This is a genomic window from Thermotoga sp. (genome assembly GCF_021162145.1).
Classification (GTDB): domain Bacteria; phylum Thermotogota; class Thermotogae; order Thermotogales; family Thermotogaceae; genus Thermotoga.
The window spans coordinates 1-13,359 of sequence record NZ_JAGGZH010000026.1; the positions used below are offsets into that span (position 1 = coordinate 1).

The following is a 13,359-nucleotide window of genomic DNA, read 5'->3' on the forward strand; positions in this document are numbered from 1 at the left end:
AGACACACTGGAACAGGCACTAAACAGAGCAGGTGCGAAAAGCGGGAACAAAGGTTTTGAGGCTGCCATGGTGGCAATTGAGATGGCAAATCTATCAAAGAAACTCAGGAGGGATACTTTTGAAACACCTGATAGCAACCGCGGCAAACAGCAAAATTGAGGAATTTCTCAAGAACGATTGGTATCGTTCTCTCAGAGAAAACGTTGATTTGACAAAAATCGATGTTCTGATCATTGACTACGGGCTGAACAATCCTCCTGAAGGAGTCATAATCTTTCCTGCTGTTGTACATTCCGGACTCATAAACAACACCAGATTCTTGAACCTGGCCCTCTTTCTGGAAGAACATCCTGAGTACGATCAGATTCTTTTCTGTGACGGGGGAGACATTATCTTTCAGAAAGACATCTCACATCTTTTTGAGGAACACAAAGATTCATATCGTGCTGTTGTGGAACGACTGAGTCCTCCTATCGATCTGTTGGTAAAAGAAGAAGACCTGATTAACGGAAAAGAGATAAAATCCTTTCTCTCTGAAAAAAGGCTCTTTAACGTGGGAATGATAATGGCGCCGAGAGAAGGCTTCATCAAGTTAGCAGATGAAATGAAAAAACACCTGAAAAACATGAATGTCTGGGGAGGAGACACTGTCATTGGAAACTTTGTGATGTACAAAAATTCCTATGTTGAACTTCCCACCAAATACAACTTCATCCCTTCAACCGCAAGGGAGAAGTTTTATGTCAAAGATTCAAAGTTCTACCTCCAGAACGGTGAGCTGATTCCAATAGTGCACAATGCAGGAAGGTACAGATTTCTAAGACCCGTTCGGAATTTCGGTTACGGAGAAGGAAAAAATAAAGTCAACAGGTTGAACATCTTCTTATTCAGAATCTCTTTTAGCATAGCAAATCTTTTGAAAAGAAAATGAGGGGATTTCCCCCTCATTCTGACTTTAGATACTTGAAGGAATCAAGTTCATCTCCTATGAGCAAAATTCCTCCTTCGATAGATCTGTACACCTCCATTGTACGCCAGAATTCGTAGAAGTCTTTGTCCTTTGAGAAAATCTCCGCGTAGATCTTCACTGCACTCGCTTCTCCTGTACCCTTTATTTGCTCTGCTGTGCTTTGGGCCTCGGCTATCAACACCTTTGCTGTTTTATCCGCTTCAGCACGTATCTTTCTGGCTTCCTTTTCTCCCTCAGCTCTTATTTGCGCAGCTATGCTGTAGCGTTCTGCTCTCATTCTGTTGTACACAGCCTGTTCGTTTTCTGCGGGAAGGTCCGCATGCTTCACTCTGACGTCAACCACCTCTATCCCGAAATCTTTAAGAGCTTCCCTAGAAAGCTCCGTAACTTCCTTCAGGAGTTCTTCTCTTTTTTCCGAAATGATCTCATCGAAGTTGGACTTTGCAAAAATGTTTCTGACATGTGAATACACCACATCATCTATTCTTGGAAGAGCAAGCTGAACACTTTTAAGAGATTTTATGAAAGTCTCTGGATCCTTTATCCTCCAGAGAACGTAAGTGTCTATCACAAGTGTCTTCTTATCAGAAGCTATGATCTTCTCCGGTTCGATATCATAAAGAAGAATCCTTTTGTCAAACCTCACCACCTTATCGATGAAGGGCTGTTTAATGTAAATTCCCGGCTCTGTCTTGACTGAAACAATCTTTCCAAATCTCAGCACCACTGCCTGCTGCGTTTGATCAACAATGTAGAAGGAAGCCAGAGCGAGCACAAAACCAACCACGATCAAAATGATCAGAAGAGAAAGAATCCATATTTTCATTTTCCCATCTCCTTGAGCAATTCAGAAATGTTCAAAACGTTAAGAGAATCAGCATCCCCTATGAATATAACTTTGTCCTTGTTTTTCTCAAGAATAGACTGGAGAGCATCCAGAAGCATGCGCTTTCTTGTGATATCCGGTGCCTTGGTGTATTCCTTGAGTATCCTGTTAAATCTTTCTGCCTCTCCCAATGCTTTCAGATAGACCTCCTGAGCGTAAGCTTCTGCCTGTCTCAATATTTCCTGAGCCTGACCCTGTGCTTTGGGTACTATGTCGTTGGCGTATTTTCTTGCCTCGTTTATCAATCGTTCCTTGTCCTGTCTTGCGTTGTTCACATCGTCAAAGGCATCCACCACAGGATCTGGTGGAACGACTTCTTGAAGATAAACGTTTTCCACTTTTATACCACAGTTGTAGGAATCCAGTATCTTCTGAACCATTTTTGCAGTTTCAAGTCCTATCTCGTCTCTTCCAATTGTAAGAACATCGTCTATGTTTCTCATAGCCACTTTTTCTCTGAGAACAGATTCCGTCGTGAATCTAACGATCGAATCCGCTTCCGTTATGTTGAAGGCATAAGCAACTGGATCCTTCACTCTGTACTGAACGACAGCCTCAACGCTAACCAGGTTGTTATCTCCGGTTATCATGATGGCTTCCTGCGAAACAGACTGATAGGTTATTCTTCCGCCTCTTTGAATACTCCTGAAACCTATCTCGACTTTTCTCACCGTCGAGATATCAACGATCACATGTGACTGGAAAGGATAGGGAAGATGATAATGAATTCCTGGCTGGACAACAGAAGAGAATTTCCCAAAGGTTTTAATGAGTGCAACTTCAGACGGTCCCACCTGATAAACTCCCGTGAGCATGTAGATTCCTACAGCGATGAAAAGAACTATCCATACGTATTTTCCCACTCTTTCACCTCCTTATTTTTCCACCTTTCCTTTCACAAGATACCACAGATAGAGATCAAACTTCCCCAGAGGTTCGCCGAATTTCTCCGCCACTTTCCGCAGAAGCTCTTCTATGTAGAGATACCTTTTTTTGGACCAGCTTTTTGGAATGTCTGTCAGTAAATTGTGGCTTTTCACCAATCTCAGAACGTGCTTGTCTAAGATGGCAAGATCTTCTACCCCTGCGTTTCTAAGAAAGTGGCTGGACTCTTTCCAGCCTATTCCCCTTGCATTCTTCACGAGAAACTCTCTCGAGAGGAAGGGATCTCCGTTTACCAGTTCTCTCAACCTTCCTACCAACCATCTGTTTGCCACGATGAACTCTGCCCTCTTTTGAGGATATCTGTGACCGAGCTTTCTCAGTTCTTCTGCAAGCTTCTCGGGAGGAAAATGAACAAAACCTTTTCCGATGTCCTTCTGTGCTCTGATTCCACCTTCAGCACTCCAGTTTGCTGTGAGAACACAAAAGGAAAGCTCACAGAACAGATCTTCCTCTGTTCCCTCTTTTCCGAGTTTTATGAACTCCTCGAATCTTTCCTCGACCAGGGGTTTTGCCTTCCAGCGAATTTCCTCAAGCTCTTCCAGGAGTTTTTCCAAGCTCTCACTCCCACTCTATAGTTGCAGGAGGCTTGGAGGTGATATCGTAAACCACTCTTCCTACGCCTTTCACTTCCCTTGTGATTCTTCGTGCCACTTCGTCCAGTATATCATGCGGAATTCTAGACCAGTCTGCCGTCATTCCTTCCACGCTGTTCACAGCTCGAAGTGCGATCACGTACTCGTATGCTCTTGCGTCCCCTTTCACTCCTACGCTTTTTATTGGTAGAAGAACGGCGAATGCCTGCCAGACCTTGTCGTAGTAGCTGTGCTTTCTGAGTGTTTCTATGAATATGTGATCTGCTTCTCTCAACATCTCGAGCTTTTCTTCTGTTACTTCTCCCAGTACTCTCACGGCAAGGCCCGGCCCAGGGAACGGATGTCTGTTTATGATTCTGTCCGGGATACCAAGATACTTTCCCACTTTTCTCACTTCGTCTTTGAAGAGATCTCTCAGCGGTTCTACCAGTTTCAGGTTCATCTTTTCTGGGAGTCCTCCTACGTTGTGGTGGCTTTTTATCTTCGCTGTTGTTTTGCCGGACGCTGCGCTCTCTATCACGTCTGAGTAGATCGTTCCCTGAACAAGAAATTCCACATCATGTTTCTTTGCTTCTTCTTCAAAAACCCGTATGAACTCTTCTCCGATGATCTTTCTTTTCCTTTCTGGATCGGTCACTCCTTTGAGTTTTTCCAAGAAACGCTTTCTTGCATCCACAACCACAAGATTCATATCGAAGTGTTCCTTGAATACTTTCTCCACTTCTTCTCTTTCGTTTTTTCTCAAAAGACCGTGGTCCACAAAGACACACACAAGGTTCTTTCCGATTGCTTTGTGTGTGAGAACGGCTGCTACGGAAGAGTCGACCCCTCCCGACAGCGCAAGGATCGCTTTTTTGTTACCTATCGTCTCTTTGATCTTTCTTATCTTCTCTTCGACGAGATCTCCTATCTTCCAGTTTCTTTGAAACTTACACACTTTGAAGAGAAAATTCGAGATAATCTTTTTGCCGTACTCCGTGTGATGAACTTCCGGATGAAATTGAAGAAGCCAGAATCTCTTTCCATCGGTCGCAGCCGCTATCACACCCGTTTCCGAAACGGCAATAGGGTGAAAACCCTCCGGTAGTCTTACCACCTCGTCACCGTGGCTCATCCACACGTGAATTTTCTTTGGTATCCCTTCGAAAAGCGGGTCTTCCGAAAGTTCCACAAGAGTTCTTCCATACTCTCCTCTTCCTCTTTTCACTTCCCCACCGAGTTCTTTCACCACCAGTTGCATGCCGTAACAGATGGCAAGAACAGGGCCTTTGTATTCATAGAACCACGCTGGTAGTTTCGGGGCATCTTTTTCGTAAACGCTTCTTGGACCACCTGAGAGGATCACCGCGTCCACCTTGGAAAGATCCACGGCGTCGTCTGGAAAAGCTATCTCGGAGTAAACTTCGTTTTCTCTGATCCGTCTTGTTATCAATCGAGAGTACTGTGAACCGTAGTCTACTACAAAGACCAACTCCATCCCTCCCAGCTCTTTTAATTCTATTAAATCATATATTTAACCCAAAAGAAATTTGCGTTGAAGAGAGTGAATCCTAAAATCAAATCGGGAGGTGGGAAGTTTGGTTGCAAGGCTTTTCCTGCTGTTTCTCAGAATATCCGCTTTAACGATAGGTGGAGGATACGCCATGATTCCTGTGATGAAATGGGAGCTGGAAAAGTCCGGGCTTTTGACAGAAAGAGAATTCTTTCGGATTGTCAGCATGGCACAGGTAATACCGGGTCCTATCGCTTTCAACACGGCTATCCTGGTTGGAAAAAGACTGTCGGGACTGTCTGGTGCGATCGCATCTGGGGTGGCCGTTGTATTGCCACCGTTCTTTGCTATCGTTATCGTGGCGGAGATCATTCGTTCCCTTTCCGGGATCAGCTACGTTCGAAGCTTTTTAAAGGGAGCATACATTGCTATTGTTGGGCTTGTGGGAAGTGTTCTGTTTCGACTCGTGAAAAATCAACGTTGGAATCTGTACAGATTATCTCTCGTGGGCCTTTCTGTTCTTGTTCTAATTTTCCACAGCTTTCTTGTCATACCAGTGATTCTTTTGCTTGCCATTGCACTTTACTTGAGGGAGGAATGAACCTTGTGGAAGCTCGCTCTTGTCTTTCTTAAAGTGGGGTTTCTATCTTTCGGTGGTGGATGGGCAATCGTTGGAATTCTGAAAAACGAACTCGTCTCCGGAGGGTTCCTCTCCCTTGAGGAGTTCTCGCAAGCCGTTTCGATCGCTCAGATGACACCAGGGCCTGTGGCGATAAACCTTGCCACCTACACGGGCTACAAATTCTTCGGATTGGCTGGAGCCATACTGAACACGATCTCTTTTCTTGGAGCACCAGTTTTGGTGCTCTCCGCTGCTATTTTTCTTGGGAAGCGCCTGGGGCTGCAGAGAAGAAGGTTGATGAAGGCCTTGGAGGGTGTTACTACCGCTCTCATGTTCGTCACTCTCTTTTCTCTGATGGGGGCTATCAAGAACCCTGTTATGATCGTTTTCGGCGTTGCCGCCTTTGTGTGTTCGTTTACAAAAGTACACCCGCTTGTGATCATACTCGGTTGTGGTCTGGTGGGTGCCCTTCTCAGGTTTTGATAAAATATCTCAAGAGAAGGAGGTGCTGAGAGTGGCAGAGCTTTCGACCAAATACAATCCAGCGGAAATAGAAACCAAATGGTACAGGTACTGGGAAGAAAAAGGTTACTTCACACCAAAGGATGTCGGTGAGAAGTTTTCCATTGTGATACCACCACCGAACATCACGGGAAGGATTCACATGGGGCACGCCCTCAACATAACGCTTCAGGACATAGTAGTTAGGTACAAGAGGATGAAAGGATACGATGTCCTGTGGGTCCCCGGTGAAGACCACGCGGGAATAGCTACCCAAAACGCCGTAGAGAAGTTCCTTCTCCAAACACAGGGTAAGGCTCGAGAAGAGATAGGAAGAGAAAAGTTCCTCGAGATCACCTGGAGATGGGCGAACAAGTACAGAAAAGAGATCAGAGAACAGATAAAGGCCCTTGGAGCATCGGTAGACTGGACGAGGGAGCGCTTCACTCTGGATGAAGGACTCAGTAGAGCGGTAAGAAAGGTCTTTGTAGAGCTCTACAAGAAGGGTCTTATCTACAAGGGAAAGTACATCGTGAACTGGTGTCCAAGGTGCAAAACTGTGCTCTCAGACGAAGAGGTAGAACACAAAGAACACAAGGCAAAGCTCTATTACGTGAAGTATCCAGTTAAAGGTTCCGATGAGTACATCGTCGTTGCAACCACAAGACCAGAAACGATGCTTGGAGACACAGCAGTGGCTGTCCACCCGGAAGATGAAAGATACAAAGACTTTGTCGGCAAAACGCTCATCCTTCCACTCGTTGGAAGAGAGATCCCGGTTATTGCGGACAAATACGTTGACCCGAAATTTGGAACGGGGGCAGTGAAAGTGACACCTGCTCACGATCCAAACGACTACCTCATCGCACAAAGACATAACCTTCCAATGGTAGAGATTTTCGATGACAGCGCACAAATAAACGAAAACGGTGGAAAATACAGGGGGCTGGACAGGTACGAGGCAAGAGAAAGAATCGTGAAAGACTTGGAAGAGCGGGGTTTCCTTGTGAAAATAGAAGACTATACGCACTCCGTTGGCCACTGTTACAGATGTGATACGGTGATAGAACCCAAGCTCTCCGATCAGTGGTTTGTTGCCACAAAGCCACTGGCAAAAAGAGGAATCGAGGCTGTTGAAAAAGGAGAAATCAAATTTTTCCCGGAAAGGTGGACAAAGGTCTATCTAAACTGGATGCACGAGATCAGGGACTGGTGCATTTCCAGACAACTCTGGTGGGGTCACAGGATTCCGGTTTGGTACTGTCAGGACTGTGGGCACCTCAATGTCTCCGAAGAGGAGGTAGAAAGATGTGAAAAGTGTGGCTCCACGAACTTGAAACAGGATGAAGACGTACTCGACACGTGGTTTTCCTCTGCTCTATGGCCGTTTTCCACACTTGGTTGGCCAGAGGAAACGGAAGATCTGAAGAGGTACTATCCAACCGACCTTCTCGTCACTGGTTTCGATATCATCTTCTTCTGGGTTGCGAGAATGATCATGATGGGATACGAGTTCATGAACGAAAAACCATTCAGTCATGTCTACATACACCAGCTCGTCAGAGACAAGTATGGAAGAAAGATGAGTAAGTCCCTGGGGAACGGTATCGATCCCCTCGAAGTGATAGACAAGTATGGAGCAGATCCCATGAGATTCACCCTTGCTATACTTGCAGCCCAGGGAAGGGACATAAAACTCGATCCGAGGTACTTCGAAGCTTACAAGAAGTTTGCAAACAAGATATGGAACGCTACAAGATTCGTTTTGATGAATCTAGCCGATTACAAAGGAGTCCCACTTGAAAATCTTAAAACGGTTGACAAGTGGATACTCACAAGACTCAACAGAACGGTCGAAGAGGTAACAAAAGCTCTGGAAAGCTACGACTTCAACATAGCGGCGAGGGCCATATACAATTTCTTCTGGGACGAGTTCTGTGATTGGTACATTGAAGCTTCAAAACCAAGACTCAAGGCGAGCGAGAGAAATCTTGTCCAGACGGTTCTTGTCAAAGTACTGGACACCTCTTTGAGACTTCTTCATCCGTTCATGCCGTTCCTCACAGAAGAGCTCTGGCAGAAGCTCCCCATCGATGGTGAGTCGATAACGATAGCAAGATGGCCTGAGATCGAAGAAAAATACATTGATGAAACAGCGGAGAGGGAATTCACAAGGCTCATGAACATAATACGTGGTGTCAGGAACGTAAGGGCAGAAATGAATCTTCCGCAGTCTCAAAGAGTGAAGATTTTTGTCAAAGGGCTCGATGTCACGGACGAGATGGATCTGCTCTTCAAGACGCTTGGGAACATAGAGGATGTATCAGCTGTGAATGAAAAACCTCAGAAAACAGCAACTGCTTATGTTGAAGGAAATGTCGAAGTGTACGTTGACCTTGGCGGTTTGATCGACTTCGAAAGGGAAAAGGAGAGACTGAAACAAAACATGGAGAAAATCAAAAAGGAAATCGATCGTCTTGAAAAGAAACTCGCCAACAAGGAATTCGTAGAGAGGGCTCCCGAAGAAGTGGTTGAAGAAACAAAAAAGAGGTTGAATAACAACAAAGAACGCCTTGCAAGACTCGAATCGATACTGAGAGATCTGGAGTAAAAAAGAGGGGCTGAAGCCCCTCTTCAGTTTTCAATGGTGATGGAATTTTTCCCGGACTTCATAATCCGAGTCTCTCAGCTGCCCGGTTAAATATTGATTTATCACCTCTTCTACCGTTCCTGAAGCTCCTCTTATCACTTTTATGCCCAAACTCTCAAAGACAGAAATGGCCTTTCTTCCAATGCCCCTCACTATGACCAATTCCGCTCCTTTCTCTTTTACAAAGTTTGGAACAGCACCGGTGGTATGGTCCTGCGCAAGAGGGTTCTCCTCAACGAACACGCTCATTAATTCGTTATTTTCCACCTTCACAAACGCGAAGTAAGGTGCTCTCCCGAAGTGTTCCGATATAGGGGAGTCTTTCCCTTTGTTTTCAGAGACTGGAATGGCTATGATCATCGTTTCACCTCCTTCAAGGTTCAGGATTAGTTTCTGTTTCCTTTGCTGATAGGTGTTCATCGGGTAGCAGAGGTTTTATTATTTCAAAAGCCTTTTTCACAATCTTGTTCTGCGCAACCAATTTCTTTATGTAAGAAACATCGGGGAAACTTATTGCCCCCGTTGGGCAAAGATTCATACATGTCTGGCATGCAACCATGCAATTGTAAGGACGTGCCACAATCACTTTTCCTTCTTTTTTGTCGAAGTCGAACACTCGTCTTCCACAAGTTACAAAGCAAATACCACACGTTGCGCATTTGTCGTAGTTGATGATTGGATACCACTCTATCGTTTTTCTATCTACACCCCACCATGGAATTTCAGAAAGATCACGAATTTCCCGTCCTAGAGCGTCCTTTCCGATCACTGGAGTGTTTTTGAATTCCGCCATAATCTCCCTCCCTAGCTCGTTTTTTTATTTTCCTAATTGTAAATAGGGAGGGAGTTTCAGTGACCACACCACCAGCACCGGCATACTTTTCTCATGACTTCCACCTCAGGAAAATTATATACTTTCTACATATATTTGTCAAATGAAAAAAACGAAGAGCTCGAAAAAAGGTGTGAAGGTTTTCATACCTCAAAGGAAGCATTGGAACTCTAACATACAAAAAGTACCATCAGCTACTGTTTGGAAAGGTGGAACAACCGCATATTCGAAGAAAAAGAATCTGCATAGCTTCCAGTATCACAAATGCACATGAATCTTTTCACTGCCGGTAATTGCATACTATACATTCCAACGTTAACTTCCCCTTAATTGCCTTCGTTTTGAAATACTGATACAATTAAGCTAAAGTAAACAACGACCCGACGGAGGAGCGCCCGAGATGAGTAGGCTGCCTCTTCAGGGGAGGAATTGGGGGCAGTTGAAAGGCGAGGGCGCCGAAGGGTATAGGGTTCCTCCCGCCCTATACGCCTGGGGGTATGGGGAATACCCATACCACTGTCACGGAGGTCTCTCCGTGGAGAGCCGATCGGGTCTGGAATCAAAAAAAATGATTTCAGACCTGATTTGGCGTCTCTTCGGGGAGCGAAGAGACGTTTTTTTATCATTGTTTATTCGTAAAGAGGAGGGAAGAGGATGAAAGTAGGAGTGGTAGGTGCCACGGGAGAAGTTGGACGAGCAATGGTGAAGGTTCTTGAAGAGTTCAACGTTCCAGTCACAGAACTGAGGTTGTTTGCCTCTGAAAGATCTGTGGGGAAGGAGATAGAGTTCAAAGGTGAGAAGGTGAAGGTAGAGCTCCTCACGGAAGATTCGATGAAATGGGACTGCGATTATTTTCTGTTCTCAGCGGGTGCTAGTGTTTCGCGAAGGTTCGCCCCCATAGCTGCTGAGAATGGTGTTACGGTGATCGACAACTCTTCTGCTTTCAGGATGGAAAAGGATATTCCCCTTATTGTACCTGAGGTGAACTCTCACCTGCTCAAGGGATACACCGGCATAATAGCGAATCCCAACTGTTCGACGATACAAATGATCCTGTCCATATACAAATTGCACGAAGTTTATGGAATAGAGGAGATCTTTGTGGCAACATATCAATCTGTTTCTGGAGCGGGTCACAAAGGCATCGAAGAACTCTTGTCTCAGGAAAGAGGGGAAGACGTTGTTAAGGTGTTTCCAAAACCGATTCACAGAAATGTCATACCTCTGATCGGTGATGTACAGAGCAATCTTTTCACCCAAGAAGAGATGAAAATGGTGAACGAAACAAGAAAGATTCTAAACGATTACTCGATAAGGGTCTATCCAACGACTGTGAGGGTTCCCGTTCTCTACGGCCACTCCGAAGCGATCATGGTGAGGTTAAAAAAACCGTTCGAGTCGTTGGAGAAGGTTAAAGAGGTCATAGCAACCGGAGAAGACGTGGTGGTGACGGACGATCTGGTAACTGCCATAGACGTTGCAGGAAAGAACGAAACGTACGTCTGTAGATTGCGGCAGGGTGACGAACGCTCCGTTCTGTTCTGGAACGTATCAGATAACATTCGCGTTGGAGCCGCAACCAACGCGGTGAGAATCCTATTGAAACACGCGAAGATGAACGAAAGGATGTGAAAAAGTGGTCTGTTACTCTGCGAACGGAAACACTTTTCTGTTGGTTGATAACACGGAGAAAAAGATTTCCGATGATGAAAAGCCGGTTTTTGTGAGGAATCATGCAGGAGATCTGGACGGTGTGATATTCGTTGAAAAGGTAAACGAGGAGTTCTTCATGGACTACTACAACCGTGATGGAAGCACGGCGGCCTTCTGTGGAAATGGTGCCCGAGCCTTTTCACAATATTTGATAGACAGAGGGTGGATCAAGGATGAAGAATTTTCTTTCTTCTCAAGAGCCGGTGAGATAAAGGTTATTGTCGAAGACGGTGTGTGGGTCAGAATGCCGCGGCTTTCTGAAAAAAGAGAAATGACCGTGAATGGATATAACGGATACTTTGTGATAGTAGGTGTGCCCCACTTTGTCGTCGAAGTGGAGAATGTAGACAAGATCAACACGGAGAAATTGGGAAGAGATCTCAGGAACAAAACGAACGCGAACGTGGATTTTTATCAGGTGATCGAAGATGCTTTGAAAGTGAGAACTTACGAACGAGGTGTTGAGAGGGAAACGAAGGCTTGTGGAACGGGAGTCACAGCGGTTTTTGTGGTGCACAAAGACAAATCGGGATTGAACGAGGTGAAAATTCATGTTCCAGGAGGTACTCTGTTTGTGAAAGAAAAAAGCGGTGAAATCTTCCTGAAGGGGGAAGTGAGAAGATGTTCAGAGGAGTAGGAACTGCGATCGTTACGCCCTTCAAAAACGGTGAGCTCGATCTAGATGCCTACGAGAGGCTGGTCAATTACCAGATCGAGGGGGGAGTCAGTGCACTGATCGTCCTTGGAACAACTGGAGAAGCTCCCACGGTAAACGACAACGAGAGAGAAAGACTCATCTCAAAGACTCTGGAAATCGTAGGCGGTAGGATACCGATCGTGGTGGGAGCAGGGACGAACTCCACAGAAAAAACGTTGAAACTCGTCAGACAAGCAGAAAAACTGGGTGTTGATGGTGTTTTGATCGTAACTCCCTACTACAATAAACCCACTCAGGAAGGTCTCTATCAGCACTACAGGTACATCTCAGAAAGAACCAGCTTGAAGATTATCGTCTACAACGTCCCGGGAAGGACAGGTGTGAACATTCTTCCAGAGACCGCTGCGAGGATCGCAGCAGATCTAAAAAATGTTGTTGGAATAAAAGAAGCAAATGGAGATATCGACCAGATAGACAGAACCGTTGCTCTGACCAAGAACGCAAGGAGCGATTTCATGGTTTGGTCCGGAAACGATGACAGGACGTTCTACTTACTGTGTGCCGGTGGAGATGGTGTGATCTCCGTGGCATCCAACGTGGCACCAAAACACATGTCGGATCTATGTTCTGAATTCTTCAAAGGAAATCTCGAAAAGGCAAGAGAAATACACAGAAAATTGAAACCTCTCATGAAAGCCCTTTTCCTTGAAACGAATCCCATACCTGTCAAAGCCGCTCTTTCCCTCATGGGGTACGTAGAGAACGAATTGAGATTGCCTCTGGTTCCTGCAAGTGAGAAAACCGTTGAACACCTCAAAGGAATCCTCAGGGAGAGTGGTTTGTTATGAAGTACGGAATCGTTGGGTACTCCGGCCGCATGGGGCAGGAAATCCAAAAGGTCTTCTCCGAGAAGGGTCATGAACTCGTTCTAAGAGTGGATGTAAACAGTGAAGAGATAAAAGATTCACCCGATGTGATTGTGGATTTTTCCTCACCGGATGCCCTGCCAAAGACCGTGGAACTGTCCAGGACATATAAGTCAGCTCTTGTTCTGGGAACCACCGCTTTGAAAGAAGAACACTTCGAGATGCTGAAGGATCTTTCGAAAGAAGTTCCTGTTGTTCAAGCTTACAATTTTTCCATAGGAATAAATGTCTTAAGGAGATTTCTTTCAGAGCTCTCGAAAGTCCTGTCCAACTGGGATGTGGAGATCGTGGAAGCACACCATCGCTTCAAGAAAGATGCCCCCTCTGGAACGGCGATCCTTCTGAAAAACGCTCTGGGAAGAGAGGCTCCCATACACTCTTTGAGAGTCGGTGGAATACCCGGTGACCATACGGTCATATTTGGAAACGTGGGTGAGACGATAGAGATAAAACACAGGGCGATCTCCCGAACCGTCTTTGCCATAGGAGCACTGAAAGCTGCTGAATTCCTTGTCGGTAGAAAGCCTGGCCTTTACAGTTTCGAAGAAGTCATATTCGGAGGTGAATGAA

15 protein-coding genes and 1 riboswitch are annotated in these 13,359 nt (G+C 45.4%); of the genes, 9 read left to right on the forward strand and 6 right to left on the reverse strand.

Translation table 11 applies throughout. From position 1 onward, the window contains the following. Together J7K79_RS02145 and J7K79_RS02150 are read left to right on the forward strand one after the other, a co-directional pair. On the forward strand, positions 1–160 hold a 160-nt coding region (locus J7K79_RS02145), incomplete at its 5' end, for a 6,7-dimethyl-8-ribityllumazine synthase (protein ID WP_296904819.1). After that, the gene (locus J7K79_RS02150) at positions 120–932 is read left to right on the forward strand and encodes a glycosyltransferase (RefSeq protein ID WP_296904646.1); all 813 of its coding nucleotides are present in this window, start codon (positions 120–122) and stop codon (positions 930–932) included. The genes J7K79_RS02145 and J7K79_RS02150, both read left to right, overlap by 41 nt. A 13-nt stretch (positions 933–945) precedes the next feature. Here J7K79_RS02150 and J7K79_RS02155 read toward each other — a convergent pair whose 3' ends face one another. From J7K79_RS02155 to guaA, 4 genes are read right to left on the reverse strand one after another with little or no spacing between them, the layout of a single operon-like run. Continuing rightward, positions 946–1,797, reverse strand: coding sequence for a protease modulator HflC (locus tag J7K79_RS02155; protein ID WP_296904648.1), 852 nt, complete (start codon positions 1,795–1,797; stop codon positions 946–948). Continuing rightward, positions 1,794–2,720, reverse strand: coding sequence for an FtsH protease activity modulator HflK (gene hflK, locus J7K79_RS02160; RefSeq protein ID WP_296904650.1), 927 nt, complete (start codon positions 2,718–2,720; stop codon positions 1,794–1,796). The genes J7K79_RS02155 and hflK overlap by 4 nt, the downstream gene beginning before the upstream one ends. 12 nt (positions 2,721–2,732) lie before the next feature. After that, positions 2,733–3,356 carry an N-glycosylase/DNA lyase gene (locus tag J7K79_RS02165; protein ID WP_296904652.1) on the reverse strand — a complete coding sequence of 208 codons (624 nt, stop codon included), beginning with the start codon at positions 3,354–3,356 and terminating at the stop codon, positions 2,733–2,735. A 4-nt stretch (positions 3,357–3,360) separates the two neighbouring features. Beyond that, positions 3,361–4,866, reverse strand: a complete 1,506-nt coding sequence (gene guaA, locus J7K79_RS02170) for a glutamine-hydrolyzing GMP synthase (protein WP_296904655.1) — start codon at positions 4,864–4,866, stop codon at positions 3,361–3,363. 97 nt (positions 4,867–4,963) lie between these two features. Between guaA and J7K79_RS02175 the strand changes: the two genes are divergently transcribed. The 3 genes from J7K79_RS02175 to J7K79_RS02185 are packed head-to-tail and all read left to right on the forward strand — an operon-like array spanning position 4,964 to position 8,621. Beyond that, a complete protein-coding gene (locus J7K79_RS02175; protein ID WP_296904657.1) occupies positions 4,964–5,488 on the forward strand; it encodes a chromate transporter in 525 nt (174 codons plus the stop codon). A gap of 3 nt (positions 5,489–5,491) precedes the next feature. After that, entirely contained in the window at positions 5,492–5,992 is a 501-nt protein-coding gene (locus J7K79_RS02180) for a chromate transporter (protein ID WP_296904659.1), read from the forward strand. A 31-nt stretch (positions 5,993–6,023) separates the two neighbouring features. Then, complete coding sequence (locus J7K79_RS02185) at positions 6,024–8,621, forward strand: valine--tRNA ligase (RefSeq protein ID WP_296904661.1); 2,598 nt, start codon at positions 6,024–6,026, stop codon at positions 8,619–8,621. A gap of 30 nt (positions 8,622–8,651) precedes the next feature. Here the strand turns inward: J7K79_RS02185 and J7K79_RS02190 are convergent, their stop codons facing one another. Together J7K79_RS02190 and J7K79_RS02195 are read right to left on the reverse strand one after the other, a co-directional pair. Then, positions 8,652–9,020, reverse strand: a complete 369-nt coding sequence (locus J7K79_RS02190) for a NifB/NifX family molybdenum-iron cluster-binding protein (RefSeq protein ID WP_296904663.1) — start codon at positions 9,018–9,020, stop codon at positions 8,652–8,654. A 13-nt stretch (positions 9,021–9,033) separates the two neighbouring features. Further along, the gene (locus J7K79_RS02195) at positions 9,034–9,453 is read right to left on the reverse strand and encodes a ferredoxin family protein (protein WP_296904664.1); all 420 of its coding nucleotides are present in this window, start codon (positions 9,451–9,453) and stop codon (positions 9,034–9,036) included. 415 nt (positions 9,454–9,868) lie between these two features. Next, a riboswitch (Lysine riboswitch) is annotated at positions 9,869–10,047 on the forward strand. A 99-nt stretch (positions 10,048–10,146) separates the two neighbouring features. On the opposite strand from J7K79_RS02195, the gene J7K79_RS02200 reads away from it, so the two are divergent. From J7K79_RS02200 to dapB, 4 genes are read left to right on the forward strand one after another with little or no spacing between them, the layout of a single operon-like run. Further along, positions 10,147–11,124 (forward strand): aspartate-semialdehyde dehydrogenase, encoded by a 978-nt coding sequence (locus tag J7K79_RS02200; protein WP_296904666.1) that lies wholly within the window; start codon positions 10,147–10,149, stop codon positions 11,122–11,124. A gap of 4 nt (positions 11,125–11,128) precedes the next feature. Continuing rightward, positions 11,129–11,842 carry a diaminopimelate epimerase gene (gene dapF / locus J7K79_RS02205; RefSeq protein WP_296904668.1) on the forward strand — a complete coding sequence of 238 codons (714 nt, stop codon included), beginning with the start codon at positions 11,129–11,131 and terminating at the stop codon, positions 11,840–11,842. Next, positions 11,827–12,711 carry a 4-hydroxy-tetrahydrodipicolinate synthase gene (gene dapA / locus J7K79_RS02210; RefSeq protein ID WP_296904671.1) on the forward strand — a complete coding sequence of 295 codons (885 nt, stop codon included), beginning with the start codon at positions 11,827–11,829 and terminating at the stop codon, positions 12,709–12,711. The genes dapF and dapA overlap by 16 nt, the downstream gene beginning before the upstream one ends. After that, positions 12,708–13,358 (forward strand): 4-hydroxy-tetrahydrodipicolinate reductase, encoded by a 651-nt coding sequence (gene dapB, locus J7K79_RS02215; RefSeq protein WP_296904673.1) that lies wholly within the window; start codon positions 12,708–12,710, stop codon positions 13,356–13,358. The genes dapA and dapB overlap by 4 nt, the downstream gene beginning before the upstream one ends. Position 13,359: the final 1 nt, after the last annotated feature.